At 68.5% G+C, this 17974-nt stretch carries 12 protein-coding genes; all 12 read left to right on the top strand.

Annotation, left to right across the window (positions count from 1 at the left end; all coding sequences use genetic code 11):
- Nucleotides 1-652: 652 nt before the first annotated feature.
- The 12 genes from ABD987_RS44215 to ABD987_RS44160 all read left to right on the top strand — a co-directional run bounded on the left by ABD987_RS44215 (nucleotide 653) and on the right by ABD987_RS44160 (nucleotide 17787).
- On the top strand, nucleotides 653-3490 hold the full coding sequence (locus ABD987_RS44215) for an ATP-binding protein (protein WP_345408995.1): 2838 nt from the start codon (nucleotides 653-655) through the stop codon (nucleotides 3488-3490).
- A 652-nt stretch (nucleotides 3491-4142) separates the two neighbouring features.
- On the top strand, nucleotides 4143-5762 hold the full coding sequence (locus ABD987_RS44210) for a hypothetical protein (protein ID WP_345408993.1): 1620 nt from the start codon (nucleotides 4143-4145) through the stop codon (nucleotides 5760-5762).
- An 8-nt stretch (nucleotides 5763-5770) separates the two neighbouring features.
- Nucleotides 5771-5950, top strand: coding sequence for a hypothetical protein (locus ABD987_RS44205; RefSeq protein ID WP_345408991.1), 180 nt, complete (start codon nucleotides 5771-5773; stop codon nucleotides 5948-5950).
- Nucleotides 5947-7110 carry a C40 family peptidase gene (locus ABD987_RS44200; RefSeq protein WP_345408989.1) on the top strand — a complete coding sequence of 388 codons (1164 nt, stop codon included), beginning with the start codon at nucleotides 5947-5949 and terminating at the stop codon, nucleotides 7108-7110. The genes ABD987_RS44205 and ABD987_RS44200 overlap by 4 nt, the downstream gene beginning before the upstream one ends.
- 110 nt (nucleotides 7111-7220) lie before the next feature.
- Entirely contained in the window at nucleotides 7221-8378 is a 1158-nt protein-coding gene (locus tag ABD987_RS44195) for a hypothetical protein (protein WP_345408987.1), read from the top strand.
- Between the two features lie 188 nt (nucleotides 8379-8566).
- Complete coding sequence (locus tag ABD987_RS44190; RefSeq protein ID WP_345408985.1) at nucleotides 8567-9337, top strand: hypothetical protein; 771 nt, start codon at nucleotides 8567-8569, stop codon at nucleotides 9335-9337.
- Nucleotides 9334-11676, top strand: a complete 2343-nt coding sequence (locus tag ABD987_RS44185) for a type IV secretory system conjugative DNA transfer family protein (RefSeq protein WP_345408983.1) — start codon at nucleotides 9334-9336, stop codon at nucleotides 11674-11676. Before ABD987_RS44190 ends, ABD987_RS44185 begins: the two co-directional genes overlap by 4 nt.
- A 3-nt stretch (nucleotides 11677-11679) precedes the next feature.
- A complete protein-coding gene (locus ABD987_RS44180) occupies nucleotides 11680-12576 on the top strand; it encodes a replication-relaxation family protein (RefSeq protein WP_345408981.1) in 897 nt (298 codons plus the stop codon).
- The gene (locus ABD987_RS44175; protein ID WP_345408979.1) at nucleotides 12573-13820 is read left to right on the top strand and encodes a ParB/RepB/Spo0J family partition protein; all 1248 of its coding nucleotides are present in this window, start codon (nucleotides 12573-12575) and stop codon (nucleotides 13818-13820) included. The genes ABD987_RS44180 and ABD987_RS44175 overlap by 4 nt, the downstream gene beginning before the upstream one ends.
- Nucleotides 13817-14944 carry a DUF4417 domain-containing protein gene (locus ABD987_RS44170; RefSeq protein WP_345408977.1) on the top strand — a complete coding sequence of 376 codons (1128 nt, stop codon included), beginning with the start codon at nucleotides 13817-13819 and terminating at the stop codon, nucleotides 14942-14944. Before ABD987_RS44175 ends, ABD987_RS44170 begins: the two co-directional genes overlap by 4 nt.
- On the top strand, nucleotides 14944-15267 hold the full coding sequence (locus ABD987_RS44165; protein ID WP_345408975.1) for a hypothetical protein: 324 nt from the start codon (nucleotides 14944-14946) through the stop codon (nucleotides 15265-15267). Before ABD987_RS44170 ends, ABD987_RS44165 begins: the two co-directional genes overlap by 1 nt.
- A gap of 18 nt (nucleotides 15268-15285) precedes the next feature.
- Nucleotides 15286-17787: a hypothetical protein gene (locus ABD987_RS44160; RefSeq protein WP_345408973.1), complete on the top strand. Its 2502-nt coding sequence runs from the start codon at nucleotides 15286-15288 to the stop codon at nucleotides 17785-17787.
- The last annotated feature ends 187 nt before the right edge of the window (nucleotides 17788-17974 follow it).

Here is a 17974-nt window from a genome sequence, read left to right as displayed (position 1 = left end):
CGCCGCGCCCACCGCCGGAGCGTCTCGCGTTCCTCATCGGTCAACACCACAGCGGCCACCGGCCGACCCCTACCCGCCATCCGTCAACCCTACAATTAATCAACGAACTTCAGACGCAGGACACTAGAACGGGGTTTCGCGCTGTTTCTGTTGGCAACCACCGCGTTCCCGAACGACCGGTAGGCGGCAAAAGCGGACGCTGCACGCCGTTCGATCAGCGGCCTGAAGCTCAGCCTGACAGTCCGTAAATCGGGCGGAGAACCGCCGGCCCATGTCAGGCCACCGCGGTGCATGACCTCGACGCTTGGCGACTGCCACGCACCTCGGTCTTCGGCTGAGTCATCAACGAGTACAGATACGATTCGTGACGTGCAACGATGACTTTCGAGCGGCACAGGTTCCGGCCAGAAGGCTTGTCCAGGAGCGAGGTCGACGACCCCCATGGTGCTACTCGACGTGCGATGGACGCAGGTGACGCCAGCCGGGCAACCCGTCGCATCACTTCGCATGTCCTTGGCATCCGTGCGTGGATAGATCGAGGACGTCGTCGTGGCGCGGAGGACTTGACGGCGGCGGGCATCCCTAACTACGCGGCCTTGGGGCAAGCCCCCGGTCACTGAGGCTGTCAGACCCCTCTGGCATTGTGACTTCCGTGGTGCCGAAAACTGCTCTGGCCGATGTCGACGATCTCAAGAAGTTCGCGACGATGCCCGCATCGTGGCGAGCCTTGCCCGAAACCATCCAAAAACTGCTGCTCCCACTGCTGGACCAGATGACCGAGTTGGACATTCCAGTGAGGTCCGGGGTCTCGCGGCACGGGACAGACGCCACCATTACCTTCCACGGTACACACCCGATGGTGCCCAACGGGCGTTCACGCTGGGAGATGAGCAACGAGGCCAAGCCCTGGATCAAAGCCAACCGGGAGTACCGCAAGCGGACTGAGGCACTCGATGACACACGTACTACGACATTCGTCTTCGTCACGATGCGGCATTGGGAGAAGAAACTCGAATGGGCGGCCGAGAAGCAGGCAGAAGGAGTCTGGGCTGACGTTCGCGTACTCGACTGCGGCGACCTGCACCTCTGGCTCTCTTCTCAGCCAGAGGTGCACCAATGGCTGTCCACCGAGATCGCGCGGTACCTACCCACGGACCGCGTCGTTCCGGCGGAACTGCCGACGGGAGTTCCCTCATTCGTAGGTCGCGAGGACGAACTCGCCATCGCCACCGGGCCAGCATCATTGGTCGTGATCTGTGGGCAGCCGGGCGTCGGCAAGTCCACGCTCGCTGTGCACGCTGCCGGGGACACAGCCAGCGACTATCCGGATGGCCGACTCTACCTCGACTTGCGTGGGACTCATCTGGACGCGGTCGCACCGGCTGACGCGCTCTCCCAGGTGCTGGGCAGTCTGGGCGTACCTGACATCAGCAGGGCGCGGTCCACTAGCGAACTGGCAGCTCTCTACCGCACTGAGGCCTCCCGGTCGAAGTTCGTGCTGGTGCTCGACAACGCGAGGGACGAGGAGCAAGTGCGACCGCTCCTGCTCGGTGAGTCACGGTCAAAAGTGATCATCACCAGCCGCAATCAACTAAGGGGTCTGAACACTGCCCATCGGATCCAGCTAGGTGTGCTGACCAGCGCTGAAGCCGTACAGATGCTGCGCAGCCGCATCACAGACGAACGGTCAACCGCAGAACCTGACGCGCTCGATGAGATCGCCGCCCTTTGTGGTTGTCTGCCACTCGCGCTGGCCGTCGTCGCGAGTGGCGCGATGGGAGAGCCCAGCTCGTGGTCTCTTATGCGCCTCGCCGCCAAACTCAAGGACGAGCGAAGGAGGCTCGGCTGGCTGCGCGCTGGGGATGTCGAGGTACAGGCCAGCCTCCAGCTCTCCTACGACCTGCTGACGCCCGAGGAACAGACGGCATTCGGTGAGATTTGCCTTATTCCAGGACCTTCGTTCGGCTGCGATCTTGCCGGTGTTGCCGTCGCTGCCGACGAGGACGATGCCGAGCTGTTCATGATCAGGTTCGTCGAACGCTGCCTTGCCGAGCCGTCGGACGCGCAGGGCCGGTTCCGGCTGCACGACTTGGTCCGTCTTTTCGGCAAAAAAGTCATGTACCGGGGCCTGGATGACTACCAGTCGCCGACGGCGAGTCTCCGCCTCCGCCGGCACCTTGTCAGCCACGCCCAACGATCGTTCGCACTGCTGCGCGCTGGCAAAGACCTCCTGCCAACCGATGCGGACCCCGATGAGGTCCGCCGCTGGTTCGCCGCGAACCTTCTCAACGTCGTGGCCGTGTTGCACGAAGTGGATCAGCTCGGGGCACACGGCACAGCCGTCGACCTCTGCCGAGATCTCTGCTTCTACGCCCACGCCCAGTCCGACTGGAGGCGGCTCGACGACTTCGCACGACTCGGACTCGACATCACCGAGAAGGCACGGAAGCAGGAGGTTCTCGACGCCGCAGAGGTCGCTATGGCCGAGTCAATGTTCACAAGGCTCATCGCGGAAAGCGCGACCGCGCGCCACGACCGCCGCGCAGCCAGCTTCTACGCCGCGAAGAGCATGATGCCCACCGTCCCCGACAACGCACCACCGTTCCAGAAAACGTTGATACAGCAAACAATAGCATCCAGCTTGCGCCTGCAAGGCCGATACGACGAAGCCCTCGACCTCTTCCTCGAAGTTCTCCACAGCTGGCACTCTCAAGGACACCACGACCACTACAACACCAGGGCCACCGCACACGACATCGGCCTCACTCTCACGGAGATGGGTCGCCCAGCTGAAGCGATTCCCTACCTGGAACAAGATCTAAAACTCACCCGTCGCCACGGCGACGCTGCGGAAGTCGCCCAGTCCCTGCACTCTCTAGGCCTGGCCCAGAAAGAGAACCACCAACTCGACGACGCCGAAGCCTCGCTGACCGCGGCAGCAGAGGCATTTGCCTCATGCGGCATTCCCATCGCCGAAGGTGCCGCGCTAAACGACCTCGCGCTCGTCCTACACCTGCAAGGTCGCCAAGGCGAAGCGTGCCAACATCACCTCACCGACTTCAAGCTGTGCGAGTCGTTGGGAGATTCCGAAGGAGCCGCGCTCGCTCTCGTCGGCATCGCGAATAACCTTATGAGCCTCGGTGTTGACCACGCCCCGTACGCGGCAGACTGCCTCATTCACGCGCTAAAGCGAGTCGATAGCCGCACTAGTGGTAGAACCATCGGCTCGGCGGTGGCATCAGTGGGAGAACTCGCCTACCGCCTAGGCAGGACAGCGCTCGGCGCCCGTGCGTTCGAAGTCGCGGCAAGAGCATACGAAGCAAGCGCAGTGCCCCACGGCGAGCTGACTGTTGTGGTGCGCCACATCGTCGCCTTGTCCGATGCAGGCTTCACCGACGAGGCCCGCTCCCTCGCCCGACGCGCAGAAGAACTGCTGACCGACGCCTCGCCTTCCTGGCTGGTCAACTTTGTCGAGAATCAACGAGAGTGACGGCGAGGTGCCCGGACGAGATGCATCAGGCCCTCGTGAACCAAGTCCCGTTTCGGGCCAAGCCACCGGTGCTCGACAAACCCCGGAACCCGCAGTACAAGCTGCGCCAATGTCCGCTCATCGGCATTCTCGGACGTTCGACTGCCCTCTCCATGATCGCTCCGCAAGGCGCGGCTGGAACACGTTCTCTCGGTCGATCGTATAGTACCGGTTGGACCACGACTGCAACGTAGTAATCCCAGGCGACGGTCAGTCCTCAGCGGGTGGCGCTGCATCAAATCCTCGGCGCTGAGCGCATGTCTGGACTGACAGCACGCTCAACCGTCGCGAGGGGATTCACATGGCCGTGACAGCACGGGCTCTCCGGTACGTAGCGTTCGCTGTGCTGGCGCTCGTGTTCGCGGTCTTCGATAGTGCCGGCCCGGTGGCGGCGCAGACGTTGCCGCTGCCGCCAAACCCGTCCGAACCTGCGCCGGTGCCGATGACCCCGCCGCCGAAACCGCCACCGGGGCCGCCGCGGTGTACACCGTATCCGCTCTGCTTGATCGTGCCGGGCGAGGAGAAACCGCAGCCACCACCGACACTGGATCACCCAGGCCCGGACGCCCCACTCCCGTTGCCGTTACAAGGCGAGACGGGGCACGGCGGCCACATGCGGGGCATGTTCACCATCGACGACGGCCATGGCCGGGATCTGCACAACTACGACCTGTTCGCGAACCTGCCGTCGCTGCTGGACAATCCGATGCCGACGATCTGGTTGTGGCTGGCCAACACCGGCTTCGCGATCGGCAAGTACACCCTGGGGTTCTCGGTCTGGTTCACCGAATGGGCCATGTCCGCCGGTGTCGTGGACTGGGTGAAGGCGCCGGCCCGGCAGCTGGAGGAGATCTGGCAGACCTCGATCATCGGCGGCCTCAAACTCCGGCAGCTCGCGTTGTTGGTCGCGATGTGCTGGCTCGGGCTGTTGTTCGCCCGCGGCTACACCACCCGCGCCTGGCGGGAAACGATCTCCACGATCGCGGTCAACGTCCTGGCCATCGCGGTCCTCACCCACCCGGTCGATTTCCTGGTCGGGGACGGCGGGGTGCTCAGCCTCTCCCGCGACCTCGGCGCAGACGTGTCCGCCGTCGTGATGGGCAAGAAGCCAGGTGGTACCGGGAATCCGGCGGCGCCGATCGGGCAGTCGTTGATCGACAACCTGCTCGTCACGCCGTGGGAGACCCTCAACTACGGCGCCCCGATCACCGCCGACACCCGCGTCGACGGCGGCTGCCAGTACTCGGTCAAGAACGTCCTCGATCAGGGCCCCTGGTCTGGCAAGGACGACAGCACCAAAGCCCGGGAACTCGACCGCTGTCCGGGCGAGTACGGCAAGTACAACGAGACCGCCGACGGTGATCGGACGTTGGGGGCGTGGGAGTACGCGCTGGCGATGGTCCTGTTCGCCATCCTGACGATCGCTCTGAACTCCATCCAGGTCCTCGCCCCATACTTCCTGCTCTTCGAAGGGCTGCTGCTGGCTCTCGCGCTGGTCGCGGCGATCGTGCCGTCGATGCAGCACCAGCTGACCTACCGGGTCAGCTCGATCGCCGCCACCGTCGCGAAGCTGCTGATGGGGATGTTCTTCATCGCGGTCATGACCATCCTGCTGCGCACCCTGATGCTGGCCGACCTCGGCCCGCAGTTGGTCCGGTTCGCCGTCATCGACCTCGTCGTGTTCTCCGGGTTCCTGTTCCGCAAACGTCTCGCCGCCAACCTCGCCAACGTCCGCGCGCGCGTCAACACCGGCCTGCAACGCGCGGCCCGGCCGCGCAGCACGCCGAAGGCGCTGCCGCCGCCGATCGTCCAGCCCGGCCCGAACCGGCTCGGCCGCACCGTCCAGGCCGGAACCACCGCGTTCACCGACACCCTCGCCCCGGCCCAGCAGCTCGGCCGCAAACTCGCCGCGGCCGGGAAGACCGGCGGCAAAGTCGGGGGCAAGGCACTGGCCTACACCGTCGGCGCACCCGTCTCCTGGCCAGCCGAGCGCACACCCTGCTCACCAACAAGAGCACCGCCGCCAAGGAACTCCTCGGCGTCAAGGCCGGAGCGGCGAAGCAGTACGCGGCGACCTACGCGGGCAACCTCGGCAAGATCCCTGGAGTCACGCCCGCGGTGCGTGCTGCTGGAGCCGCTATCCCGCTCCTGGCGTCGCGTGGCTCGGGCGAGGACAGCGCGGCGCCGGTTCCGCGCGCGCAGCGGGAGCCCGTCGAGCAGATCGCCGCGTTGACGCCGCCTGTGACGGGCACGGCTCCGGCGTCCGGGGGCACCGACCTCGCGGCGAACGTCGCGTCCGGCTCCGCTCCCAGCGGCCGGGTGAAGGTCGGGCCGGGACGTCCGTTGCCGCCGGGCATGCTCCCGCCGCCGAGCCCGATGGTGCAACGGCTGCGCGAGCGGTTGGGCAGTACCGGCCGATGAACCCCCTGCTGGCCCTGCGGGCCGCCGAGCTCGTCCGGGACAAGGTGCGCGAACACCCCCTGCGCTGGGGCTGCGTCGCCGTGCTGGTCGCCTTCGGGCCTCTGATCATCGGGGTGCTCGTGGTGAGCATGGTCGTCATGCTGCTCGCCGGCGGTGCCGACGAACCGGCTGCTGCTGCGCCGGAGCATGTGCCGGGTATCCCTGACGTCATGCTCGCCGCCTACGTCCAGGCCGCCCAGCACGTCCCGACCGTGCGGCCGGGGTGCGCGGGGATGCGCTGGGCGGTACTGGCCGGCATCGCCCGGGAGGAATCCCGCCACGCCGCTGGCCACACCATCACGCCTAACGGGAACATCACTCCGCCGATTCTCGGACCGGTGCTCGACGGCAGCGGCGTCGGCGGGAACACTGCCCCGATCCGCGGCCAGGACGGCAAGTTCGCCCGCGCAGTCGGGCCGTTCCAGTTCCTCACCACCACCTGGGCCACCATCGCCCAGGACGGCAACCACGATGGCGTCCGCGATCCGCAGAACGCGTTCGACGCCGCGCTGGGGGCCGCGGTCTACCTCTGCGGTGACGGTCCCCGGAACCTTGGCGACGAGAGCCAGCTCCGCGCGGCGGTCTACCGGTACAACGCCAGCTGGTCATACGTCGACAAGGTCATCGCCAGCATCTACGGCTACGACACCGTCGTCCTGCAGCCCGACCGGCACCGCCGCACCGCGCCCGCGGCCGGGGCGGCTAAGACGGTGATCGACGCGGCCATGGCCCAACGCGGTGTCCCGTACGCCTGGGGCGGTAGCACCGCCAACGGCCGTAGTCAGGGCATCCGCGACGGCGGGGTCGCCGATGCGCACGGCGACTACAACAAGATCGGCTTCGACTGCAGCGGCCTGGCCCTCTACGCCTACGCCCAAGTCGGCATCACCCTGCCCCGCACCGCCGACGCCCAATTCGCTACTGGGACAAGGATCCCGAAGGAAGCCGGGCTCGCCGCGCTCAAACCCGCCGATCTCGTGTTCTATAGCCCCGGCGGCATCCACCACGTCGGCATCTACCTCGGCAACGGCCAGATGATCAACGCCTACGAATCCGGCACCGTAATCCGCGTCGACACCGTCAACATGGGCGAGTACGCCGGTGCCGTCCGACTACTCTGAAGAGGAATCACTGGTTTCGTGTGACGTAGGAAGGTCACTGATGGTGCAACAAGGATATGGTGCCAGATAAGTGATCGCGGCCATCGATTCGTGTCGGTTGGGAGGCCGAGGTGGGATCCCAGCAGTCGGATGCGGAGCTTCGTACCATCCTCGTGGTCGATGTCGAGGGCTTCCATGCCGCAGCTCAGAGCCGTCCTGACCGGCTCGCCCTACGCGAAGGCCTCTACGACGCGCTGCAGCAGGGCTGGGCCGCAGCCGGAGTGTCGTGGGAGGACAGCTACTTCGAGGACCGGGGTGATGGGGCGCTCGTGCTGGCTCCCGTCGGAACGTCGCCGGAAGTGTTCGTTGACGTCGTGCCGGAGGCTGTTGCCGACGCTCTACGCCAGCACAACGCTATCCGCCCGTTCAGGCAACACGTCCGGCTGTGGCTTGCCCTGCACATCGGCGAGGTCGCCTTCGACGGTGACTACGGCGCTTATGGGGCCTCGACCACCGTGCCATTCCGGCTGGCCGATGCCCTGCATCAGGAGGTGCCGGCACTGGCCGGCTCGCCGAGCGTGCTGGCCGTGATCACCTCCGAGCGGTTCTTCGACGAGGTGGTGCAGCACAGCCGGGTCGTCGACCCGGCCGCCTTCCACCAGGTCACCGGCATCGGGAAGGAGACGTCCCTCGTCGGCTGGGTCTGGGTGGTGCCCGGCGGTGGCGGCGCGGGCGAAATGGTTGAGCTGCCGGTGACGATTTATCTGGCCGACGAGCGGATCCACGAACAGGTCCAGGACGCCGTCGAGAACCTGCTCGGCTTCGCCGGCGCCGAGATCGTGGAGCAGGACGACCCGGTGCTCGGGTCGTGGTTTCGGCGGTTGCGAGCCAAGGCCGCAGCGTCTCCGGCCGCGCGGGAGGCGGCGGCTTCCGCAGCGCACGCGGTGGAGGCTCGGCTGGTGTTGAGCCAGGACGCGTCCATCACCGCGACCATGCTGCAGAACCTCGGCCCCGTCTTGACCGCGCTGCAGCCGACCCCGGACGCGGTGCTCAGGATCGGTGCCCTGTTGATCGTGAAGTCCGACGACGTGGTCGTGGTGCACCAGCTCACTGCGGCTCAGCAGCTCACGCTGGACCACCAGCCACACCTGCTCACCGCGCCCGAGGACGTCCTTCGCGCGCTCGATCTCACCACTGCCGACCGGTTGCCCGCCGACGGTGAGATAGCGGCGCCCGCGCCGCAGATTTCGAATCATGGCCAGAGTCAACCCCGACCATCTGGCAGCTGACTGAGGCACTGGCCGCAACACGTCGGGCAGTAGCAGCGGGAGCCTTGGCGAGCAGCCAGCCCCGCGCCCTCGGCGTAGGTCGCGTTGCTGTGGGGAGCAGGGCGATGGGCCACACTGCATCGAATCGTCTGTTCGCGGTGCATGTCTGGGGTGAACAGCTCAAGCCCCAGCCTTGGTGAGGAACAGACATGAACCATGAACTCGCGCGCGGCGGCGTCGGTCCGGTGTCGCGTTGCGCGGAATGGCGGGACAGCGCGGCACAGCATGCCTCGCGTCCGACGACGGGCGACGCCACGTTCGATCCGGCAAATGAGCAGGCGTTCGGTATGGCGTCGGCAAAATCTGCTGCTGTCGTCGTTTCCGCTGCTCAGGTGACTTGGGACAAGGTAGCGCGAAATGCCGACTTTCTTCCGCACCATGGCCGTCAGGCCATGCTGGGAAACAGCGCGCCGCAGGCGCTCGATATGGGCCACCTGCTCGCGAGTCCCGCGCTGTGCTGGGTAACCACGGCGGTGGTCGCGATCGGGATCGCGGTTGTTGTCCTCCACCGACACTTACGTTCCCGCCACCTCCGCTCCAAAGTCAGATACGACCTCCTCCCGACGACGAGCTTCGACCCGTCCCTGCAAGGCGTCCTGGGTTTCGCGCACCAGCTCGGCCGGGTGCGTCCCGTGCATGGCTGGGTCCCGGCCTCGGCGGTCGGTGTCCGGATTCGCTTTAGCACAGATGATCTTTACAGGAAGATGATCATGAGTGCGGAGGGCCGCGAGTCGATCACCGGCGTGATCAACAAGCTGGTGTACCCCGACGTCGAAATCCGCCGGCACACCCCGGTTCAGGGAGAGGTGACCGTTGTGGACCGGGGTGATCTCTCCTCTGTGGACAGTCATGGCGGTGGGAGAAACCTCCGTCCCCATCGGGACGACAGCGTGTACGAGTCCGAGGAGGGGACCCAGTGAGCAGGCTCCGTGATCTCCTGGCACAGCGCGGCGGCCCCGAGCCGGGCCTGCCGGAGAACTCTCCCTCGACTCCGAGCGGTGCGGCCGCCACGGGCGGCGCGACCGCACCCGGCGAGCCCGTTCGGGACGTCGCGGAGTTGCATGTGGCGCGGGCGGAGTTGGTGCTGGCGCGTCCGCCGCGGTTCGCGTTGAAGGCGTTGCCAGTGCGCCCGGACGATCCGCTGCAGTCGCTGGCCAACGCGCTCGGCGACGTGCGCCCGGATCTGGGCGAGAAGGTGGACGTGTGCCTGGACCTGATCCCGCTGACCCCGGCGAGGATCCGCCACCTCGCCCGCAAGGCGGCTCAGCACGCCGGTGGTGATTCCGGGGTGCTCCGGACCGTCAGCGGCGGTGTCGCCGAGGCGGCCGGGGAGATCCTCGGGGAGTTCCTGCCGACCGCGCGCGGCGCCGGTCGCGGAGCCCCGCGGCCAGCGGCACGAGGTGACGCGTCGTCGGCGAAGACGGTGGTGAACAAGTTCGCGACCGACGAGCCGGTGTTCGCCGTGCAGGTCCTGATCCGGTGCCAGTCGGAGATCCCCGGCCGCGCGCAGGCGCACCTGCGCAGTGTGATCGGCGCGTTCGACGTCTACCGGGGCGAGAACTACTGGCGGGCCCGCGGGCCGCGGATCCTGGGCTGGCACGTCGGCGCCGACACCCCGATCATCCGCCGACGGTTCGACCGCCGGTTCCGCACCGGACTGGCGAAGGCCCGCTCGTATGTGACCGCGAGCGAGATCGCCGCGCTGCTGAAACCACCCTCGGGGCGCTGCCAGTCTCCGGCGATCGCCCGTAGCCGCGGCTGGGTCCTCCCGGCGCCTCGGGAGGTGCCGACCTACCGGCCGGGTACCGGGCTGGTCCGGCTCGGCTACGTCACCGACGTCAACGGCGAGGAACGCCTCGTCGGCATCCCGCTGCGGGAACTGCTGTTCTCCGCGCGGTTCGGCAAGGCCGGGTTCGGGAAGACCGAGGAAGCGCTCGCACAGGCGATCGAGATCGCCCGCGCCGGCGGAGGCGTGTGGTTCCTCGACCCACACGCCGACGGCTGGAAACGCGCCAAACCGTACCTGTCGGATCCGGCGCTGCGCCCGCGATTGTGGGAGGTCAACCTCGACGTCCGCGGCCGGGACAAGCGGCTGCCGGGCTGGAACCCGCTGAGCATGCAGGGCTTCTCCGAAGAGGACATCGAAGACCGCGTCGACGCCGTCGTGACCTCCTTCGCCACCGCCCTCGGCTGGGGAGACTCCGCGCCGCGCGCGAAGTCGATCCTCACCAAGGCCTGCGAAGCCCTGTGCTACCTCGCAATGAAACTCCCCGTCGATTGCGCGCCGACGATCTTCCAGATCCCCACGCTGCTGGACGACGACACCTGGCGCGACGCCATCCTGCGGCACTTGAAGCCGAGCGTCCGTCGTTATTGGACGGACTCGTTCCCGAAGCTGGCCCCGGACGCGACAACCGTCGTCACGAACATCATCAACCGCCTCCGCACATCACCGACGCTCTCGGCGTTCCTGGGGGCGTCGGTGACGACCTACAACGTCCGCCGCGCGATGGATGCGGGCAAGATCGTGTTCGTCTGCACCACGGGGACGGGTGAGACGAACAAGCTGATCACCTCGTTCATGATCTACGACCTGTTCCGCGCCGGCCGTTCCCGCGCCGACACCCCCGTGGCGAAGCGGCGCAGGTGCGACGCGTTCGTCGACGAGCTCGCCGCCGTCGACGGCGCTTCCCGCGGCTACCTCGCGGCGATCCTGGAGCAGCTGCGTAAGTACCGGGTCGCGCTGCACGCGATGAACCAGATGCCCGACCGGCTCTCGCCCGAGACTCGCCGGGCGCTGCTGCAGAACCAGTCCCTGCTGATGACCAGCGCCGCGGCGATCGACGGCGCCCGCACCGTCGCCCGCGAGTACGGCGGGCTGGTCCAGCCCGGCACCATCACCGAACTGGAGCAGTTCCACCACGTCATCACGGTGACCCTCGGTGGGCAGCGCACCACCCCGTTCAAGATCCGTGGCCTGCACGTGGACGACGAGTACGCCGAGCACTTCCATCCCGAGTGGAACGCCGAGGTCGACACCTGCCTCGATCAGAATCTCGCCCGTCGCCCCATCGGCGAGGTCCTCGACGAACTCGAGGATCTCGACGAACGGATCCTTGACGTCCTGCGTGGCGACGCACCGCCCCCGGCGTCCCGCCGCGGTCGTCCGCCGAGCCGGTCCAGCGGGGCCGCCGTCGTCCTGGATTCGAAGCCTGGCCTTGCATCTGCCGAATCCGCTTCCGAATCCACTGTGGAGTGACTGATGGCCTCTCTTGACCCTTTCCAGCGTGACGCTCTCGTCCTCGTGTACTGGCATCGGATGATCGCCACCGACCAGATTCGGCACCTTGTCACCTCGGCCAAGCCCCTGCGTACCGTGCAGCACCGGCTTCGCGCCTTGCGTAGGGCCGGGCTGATCGAGGCCGTCCACCGCTACCACACGCCCCTGACCTGGTATGTGACGAAAGAAGGGGCCGCGCTGGTCGAAGCCTCCGGGATCGTGGACACGCGCCCGTTCCGCGTCGCCGGTCCGTCCATGGTCGAGCTGTTCGGGCAGCACGCGCTGGACGTGGTCGAGACCGGACGCGCGTTCCTGGACACCGCGCGTCGCCACGACCACGGCTGCGGGCCCTTGGCGTGGACGCCGGAGGTCGCGCACCGCTACCGCGATCAACGCGTGCACGGCGGCGCCAACCGCGACGTGCTCGTCGCCGACGCCGTCCTGCACTACACCCTCGTCGAACCCACTGGGCGGCGCTCGCAGCGCACCTTCTTCATCGAACTCGACCGCGCGACCATGCCCGTGGCCCGGCTCGCCGCCAAGCTGCGCAACTACGTCCGCTACCACGACTACGTCCCCCAGTACCCGGGCGCGACCGGACGTCCGGCGTGGCAGGAACGCTACCCGCGGTTCCCGCGGGTGCTGGTGGTGCTCTCCGGCGCCGCCGAGCACGTCCTCGAGCAACGGCTCATCGACCTGCGAGCCCACGCCCAGGCCGACTCCGCGATGGCACTGGCCAGCGATCGCGTCCGCATGCTCGCGACCACCCTGGACCGGCTCCGCGCCGACGGCCCGCTGGCACCGATCGCGGTCCCGCTGCTGGGCACCGACAGCACACCGATCTCGCCGTTCAGCTGGCCGCCGACAGGCACGTCATGACCGCCGCCGACGTCACCGACACGACGGCCCCGGCCGCAGTGGTGGAGCAGCTCGGTCTCTCGCCGCGGTTACGGCAGCGCCGCTTCACGCTGCTGCCGCTGCGCGGCGATGGCGCCGTGTTCACCGAGGTGCAGGGACGGATGCCCGGGGAGGGTACCGCGCCGGCGGAGCTGGCGGATCTCATCTCCTCGATCTCCACCGTCGGCGTGCTCCAGCCGGTCCTCGTAGAGGAGATCACCACCGGCGACGGCAAAGCGCCGTCGATGCGGCTGGCTGCCGGGGAACGCCGCCTGCGCGCCACCCGCTGGGGCGCGGTCCATCTCCCGGATAACCCGCACTTCGCCGCGCTGCCCGCCGTCGTGTGTCCGGGGCCGTTGTCGGACGAGGAGCGGCGGATCTGGCAGCTGGTGGAGAACCTCGCCCGGGAGAGCCTGCGGCCCGGTGAGCTGGCGGCCGCTTTGGTGCTCGACCGGTGCGCGGTGCTGCTGGGGAAACTCCTGGCCGGTGGGCACGCCGTTCCGGCCGAGGTCTACGCGATCGACGACCCGATCGCCCGGTTCGCGGCGATGGAACGCATCCGCGGCACCGACCGGTCCTGCGCCGCGCCATGGTCGGAGGTGCTGTCCCGGCTGGGGCTGCAGCTGAGCCCGCGCAAGGCACGGGAGCTGGCCCGCGCCTTCGCCGAGATGCCGCGCGAGATCTCCGAGGAGATGGACGAGGCGAAAATCTCCCTACACACCCGCATCCGCTACGTCGAGCTGCACCGCGGCCGCGCCCAGGCCGCCGCCGACATCTGGGCCGCGGTCAAAGACACCGGCCAGACCCGGCTGCTACCCGCGGCCCTCACCACCGCCACCCTCGACACCGAGATCACCACCGAGGAAGCACTCGCCGAAGCCGAACGCGTCCACGACAGCGCAGACGCCGCCCGCGCCGCCAAACTGCGGGCCGGGCCCGAGGAGGACTTCGGCATTCCACTGGACCTCACCGAGCATTCCGGTAGCCAGCACGCCGCATCGTCCGGTGCCGATATCCCGGCAGGCGAGCTCGGTGACGGCCCTGAGGTGCGGCTGGTCGCCGACCGGGAACTCGTCGAAGCCGCGCTGGACGCACTGCGCCAGCTCGTCACCGCGATCACCGGCGGGGCCCGGCTCGGCGAACACGACCGCGCCTCGCTGCACCTGCTCACCCAGCAACTCATCGCCGAACCGCGCCTCGCGGGCATCGACAAGGAGTGCGCATGACGGTCTTTCTCGGTCTTCCCGCACGGACCGCGCCCGCAGCCCGCTGCGACTGCCGGCGCTGCCCCTGGTATTCCGGTCCGGACGCCGACCCGGCGGTCACGATCGCCAAGCTGTGCTCGGGCTGCAACGCCGACTGCGCCTACTGCGGCTGCGCTCGGACCGAGACCACGGCGAGCGGGTCGCCGTGCGCGGGGTGTCCGATCCGCTGCGGCTCCCGCACCGACGTCGCCGCGTGGATGCGCGACGTCGGAGATACTCTCGAGTTCGACGACATCAGCGTCACCGGCGCGCTGCCGGCGGGGTTGCCGACGTTCATCCCGCAGGTCGACGGCTCCGGCGTCACCGAGCTGGACACCGCGCTGCACTGGCCTGCCTACGCGGTCGGGCTCCGCCGCGTCTTCTCCCCGCAGACCCACGCCATCTACCCGCGCTGGCAGGCCGAGGCGAGCGCCGCGCGGATCCTCGGGGTGCCCGACACGACCATGACGGTGTTGTCCGGCTACGGCGAGGACCCGCTCGTGGAAGGCTTCTGGACCGCCCGCCACCGGGACGGGCTGATCGAGCGGATCGCCGCGCTGCGGTTCGATCTGGTGCTCGCGCCGAACTTCTCCATCTACGGCAACTGGCCGCGCGCCGAGCACCTGCTCAACATGCGCCGCTCGCTGCTGCTGGCCGCCGAACTCGCCGACGCCGGCGTTCCCACGGTCCCGAACCTGTACTGGTACCGGCTGGAGGATCTGCAGCGCTACGCCGAGTGGATCGGCGAGAACCCGCCGCCGGCGGTGGCGGTCAACGTGCAGACGGTGCGGGAGAACCCCAACTGGGACTCCTGGGCCCTGCCGGGCCTGTGCTGGCTGGCCGAAAATCTCCCCACCACCGTCCCGATTGTCCTGAATGGACTGTCGCGGCGGGACCGGGTCGCCACCGCGGTCGCGTTGTTCGGCGAGCGGCTGGTGGTGATCAGCCAGAACCCTGCCCAGTACGCGCTGCACGGCGCGGTGATGACCGAACACGGCCGCGAAGATCTGCACGCCCGCGTCCCGGACGCCTTCGCGCGCTCGGTCCGCTACATGGCCGGCCTCCTGCCGACCCCGCGACTCACCGTCCGCGCCGGAGGTGGCTGATGCGGCGGCGCCTGTGGATCCTGCTCGGCTGGTCACCCGCCCACGGCGTCCCAGCCACCGTGGTCGCCGTCCTCGGCCTCGATGCCGAAGACAACCGTGCCGTCGCCGTGCACGTCGAGTGGATGCCCCGGGAATACACGGCCGGGCGGACCTGGCGGGCCCGCCTCGCGGCAACGTCGGCCGACGACCTGCTCGTCCGGATGTCGGAATGGGAGGATTCGCCGATCGCGCCCGCCGTGGTGGCGGAGCCGTCGGCGCGCGCGGCCGATGTGGCCGCCGCGGTGCAGATCCAGCTCGACGACCTGCTGCGGCCACCGCGGTAACCCGGTGCAGGTGCCGCGATGGGCTGGAACTCCAAGACCGCACACGCCTCCTACGCCGTCGCGCCCGCCACGGCGGCAGGCGCCGAAACGTCGCCGGGTACCGAGGACTCGTCGGACTACGCGCTGCACCTGACGGCCGTGTGCGGCGGCGAGACAGCGCCGGACACCGACGCCGAAGCCGCGCTGGCGATCATCGCGATGATCGCCCACAGCGTCGATCTCGCGGAACCCGGCGAACAACCCGCCATCGACCTGCCCGAGGACCGCGAGGAACGGTACGCGCTGCTCGTCGACGCCGTCCACGACGCACAGCAGGCCGCGGAGGCCCTCGACGAGTCCGAGGTTTACATCGCGCAGTTGCGCCAGCTGTGCGCGGACTACCTCGCGAACCTCACGCCCGAGGACCTGACGGAGCTCGCCGCGGCCAACGGGTTCGATCACCCGTCGCTCGTTGGTCTCCCCGGCGAGTCGCAGGACCCGCTGGCGCACTGGTTGGACCCGTCCTACGCCGACGACGCGGAATCGAAGAAGAAGATCCAAGCGCTGGCGCACAACCGCTTCGCCGCGCTCTGCGCCGGGGACACCGTCGGCGGGATGGACCTGGCGCACTGGCAGCACACCGACCCCACCCTCACCGCCTCGAACTCGACATCCGTGCCGGTCGGGTTCTCCGCCTGGCACGCCACCGCCGAGACCCTGGCCGCCGCCCAGTCCTCCCTGGCCACCACGGTGGACATGATCGGCACCACGCCGACCGGCGGCACCCCGAGCCCCGAGCAGGTCGCGACCCTGATCGGGGCGGAGAACCGGATCGCGACCGCCCAGAACCCCCACCTCGCCGGAGACATCGGCGCGGCGGTCGCCGCAGCACGGCACCAGGTCGACCAGCTGCTGACGCACGTCACCGCCGCCGAGCTCGGCCCGGCGATCGACAACGCGACCTCCGCTGGCCACATCGGCGAGACCGAGCCGCAGGTCCTCGGCCCCCAGCAGATGCTGAAGCTGCTGCGCGCCTCCACACCCGCCGATGAACGCGCGGACCTGATGGCCCTGGCCACCCAGCGTGGGACCGCGCTGACGAGCCTGGCTGCCGCCACAACCACCACCCAGAACGCGCTTGCATCAGCGGGCGGAACCCTGCCGGATCTCACGGACACCGGCGCGGCCGCGACCGTGAAGACGGTCATCGACGGAACCCACCAAGCCGCGGTGACCCACGCGGACATCGCCACCTGGGACGCCCTCACGACCGCCCCGACCGGCGACGACGTCGTCGCCACCGGCAAAGAGGCCATCGCCTCGTGGGTGAGCACACAGAAACTGAGCGACCTGCGCACGTTCGTCACCGACGCCGGGTATCTCACCGCCGAGCAGGCCTCGGTGGCCGGGAAGTCGTCGCTGCAGTCCTACCTGACCCAGCATGCCGCGGGCGCGTCCGATATGGCCGCCACGATCGCGGGAGTACTCCAGCAAAAACACGACACCAAACACCACACCCCGGTCCCGGCGGCATCCCCCAAACCCGCGTTGGACAAGACCGCGGGCGCCCCGACCGGCGGAGGCACGTCGAAGCCGCGGAGCAAGTTCGGCGCGCAGCACGCCGCGATGCTCTCCGCCCTGCAACACGCCAAGGCTGCCCACAGCGCCGTGGGACAGCCACTGGACGCCGCGACGGTCGCGGCCTGGGACTTCGGCACCGGCACCCCGGCCAGCCTCGGCGGCACACAACCGAAGACCCTGCACACCGGTCCGGACGGGGAAACCTGGCTGGCGAAACGGGAATCCGTCCCGCGCGGCGGCGCGCTGACCCACACCGAGGCCGCCGCGTCCCGCATGCTCACCCGCGCCGGGCTACCCGCGGTGCCGGTGTACGCGACGACGATCGACGGGAAACCCGCCGCCGTGCAGCCGCTGCTGACCGGGGTGACCGAGATGGCGGCCACGCCGTCGAGCTGGTCGCAGGCCGACGTCGACGCGATCGTGCGCCTGCACGTCACCAGCTGGGCACTGGGCAACCACGACGCCCATCACGGCAACGTACTGCGCACCGGCGACGGCGGGCTGATCCCGATCGACCAGGGCCAGTCGTTCAAGCACTTCGGCCGCGACACGCTCTCCCGCGGCTACCAGCCGAGCACCTCCTCCGTCTACGACCAGGCCTACGACGCGCACCTGAACGGCACCTTGAAGAAGGGCGTCACGGTCAACCCCGCGGCCGCCCACGCGGTGATCAAGAAGCTGGAGTCGGTGCCGGACGCCGAATGGCGCGCCATGCTGCACACCACCGCGCACACCGGCGCCACGCACAAGAACCTGAGCTGGGTGGCACCCATGCGATCCCGCGCGGCCAAGCAGCACGGCATCGCCGAATCCGCGGTCACGACCTCCCAGGTCGCCGACGCGTTCCTGGACTACGCGGTGGAGCGCAAGAAGAACCTCCGCCGCGACTTCGCCGCCTTCTTCACCGGCGAGCTGAACATGCCGCACGCCGCCGCCCTCGAACAACTCGGCGGTCCGTGATGGGCTGGAACTCCAAAACAACACACGCCTCCTACGCTATTACCCCGTCCGCAACGGCCGATTCTCCAGCGCCGAACCCGGACATCCGCGGTGCAGAATCACCACCCGCCAGCGACACCGCCGCACCGGAGACGACGCTCCCGCACGAGCCCGCGACCGAGCCGGAGTCCACACAGGACATTCCCGT

It is taken from the genome of Amycolatopsis samaneae, assembly GCF_039541975.1.
GTDB lineage: Bacteria > Actinomycetota > Actinomycetes > Mycobacteriales > Pseudonocardiaceae > Amycolatopsis > Amycolatopsis samaneae.
Note: the sequence above shows the minus strand (reverse complement) of the source record. Positions and strands in the feature narration are given on the sequence as shown.

What these genes read in the sequence shown, in the direction of transcription:
- ABD987_RS44180 (WP_345408981.1), top strand. Translation starts at nt 11,680, where the DNA reads ATGGCCTCTCTTGACCCTTTCCAGCGTGACGCTCTCGTCCTCGTGTAC.
- ABD987_RS44160 (WP_345408973.1), top strand. Translation starts at nt 15,286, where the DNA reads ATGGGCTGGAACTCCAAGACCGCACACGCCTCCTACGCCGTCGCGCCC.
- ABD987_RS44175 (WP_345408979.1), top strand. Translation starts at nt 12,573, where the DNA reads ATGACCGCCGCCGACGTCACCGACACGACGGCCCCGGCCGCAGTGGTG.
- ABD987_RS44200 (WP_345408989.1), top strand. Translation starts at nt 5,947, where the DNA reads ATGAACCCCCTGCTGGCCCTGCGGGCCGCCGAGCTCGTCCGGGACAAG.
- ABD987_RS44210 (WP_345408993.1), top strand. Translation starts at nt 4,143, where the DNA reads ATGCGGGGCATGTTCACCATCGACGACGGCCATGGCCGGGATCTGCAC.
- ABD987_RS44170 (WP_345408977.1), top strand. Translation starts at nt 13,817, where the DNA reads ATGACGGTCTTTCTCGGTCTTCCCGCACGGACCGCGCCCGCAGCCCGC.
- ABD987_RS44190 (WP_345408985.1), top strand. Translation starts at nt 8,567, where the DNA reads ATGAACCATGAACTCGCGCGCGGCGGCGTCGGTCCGGTGTCGCGTTGC.
- ABD987_RS44165 (WP_345408975.1), top strand. Translation starts at nt 14,944, where the DNA reads ATGCGGCGGCGCCTGTGGATCCTGCTCGGCTGGTCACCCGCCCACGGC.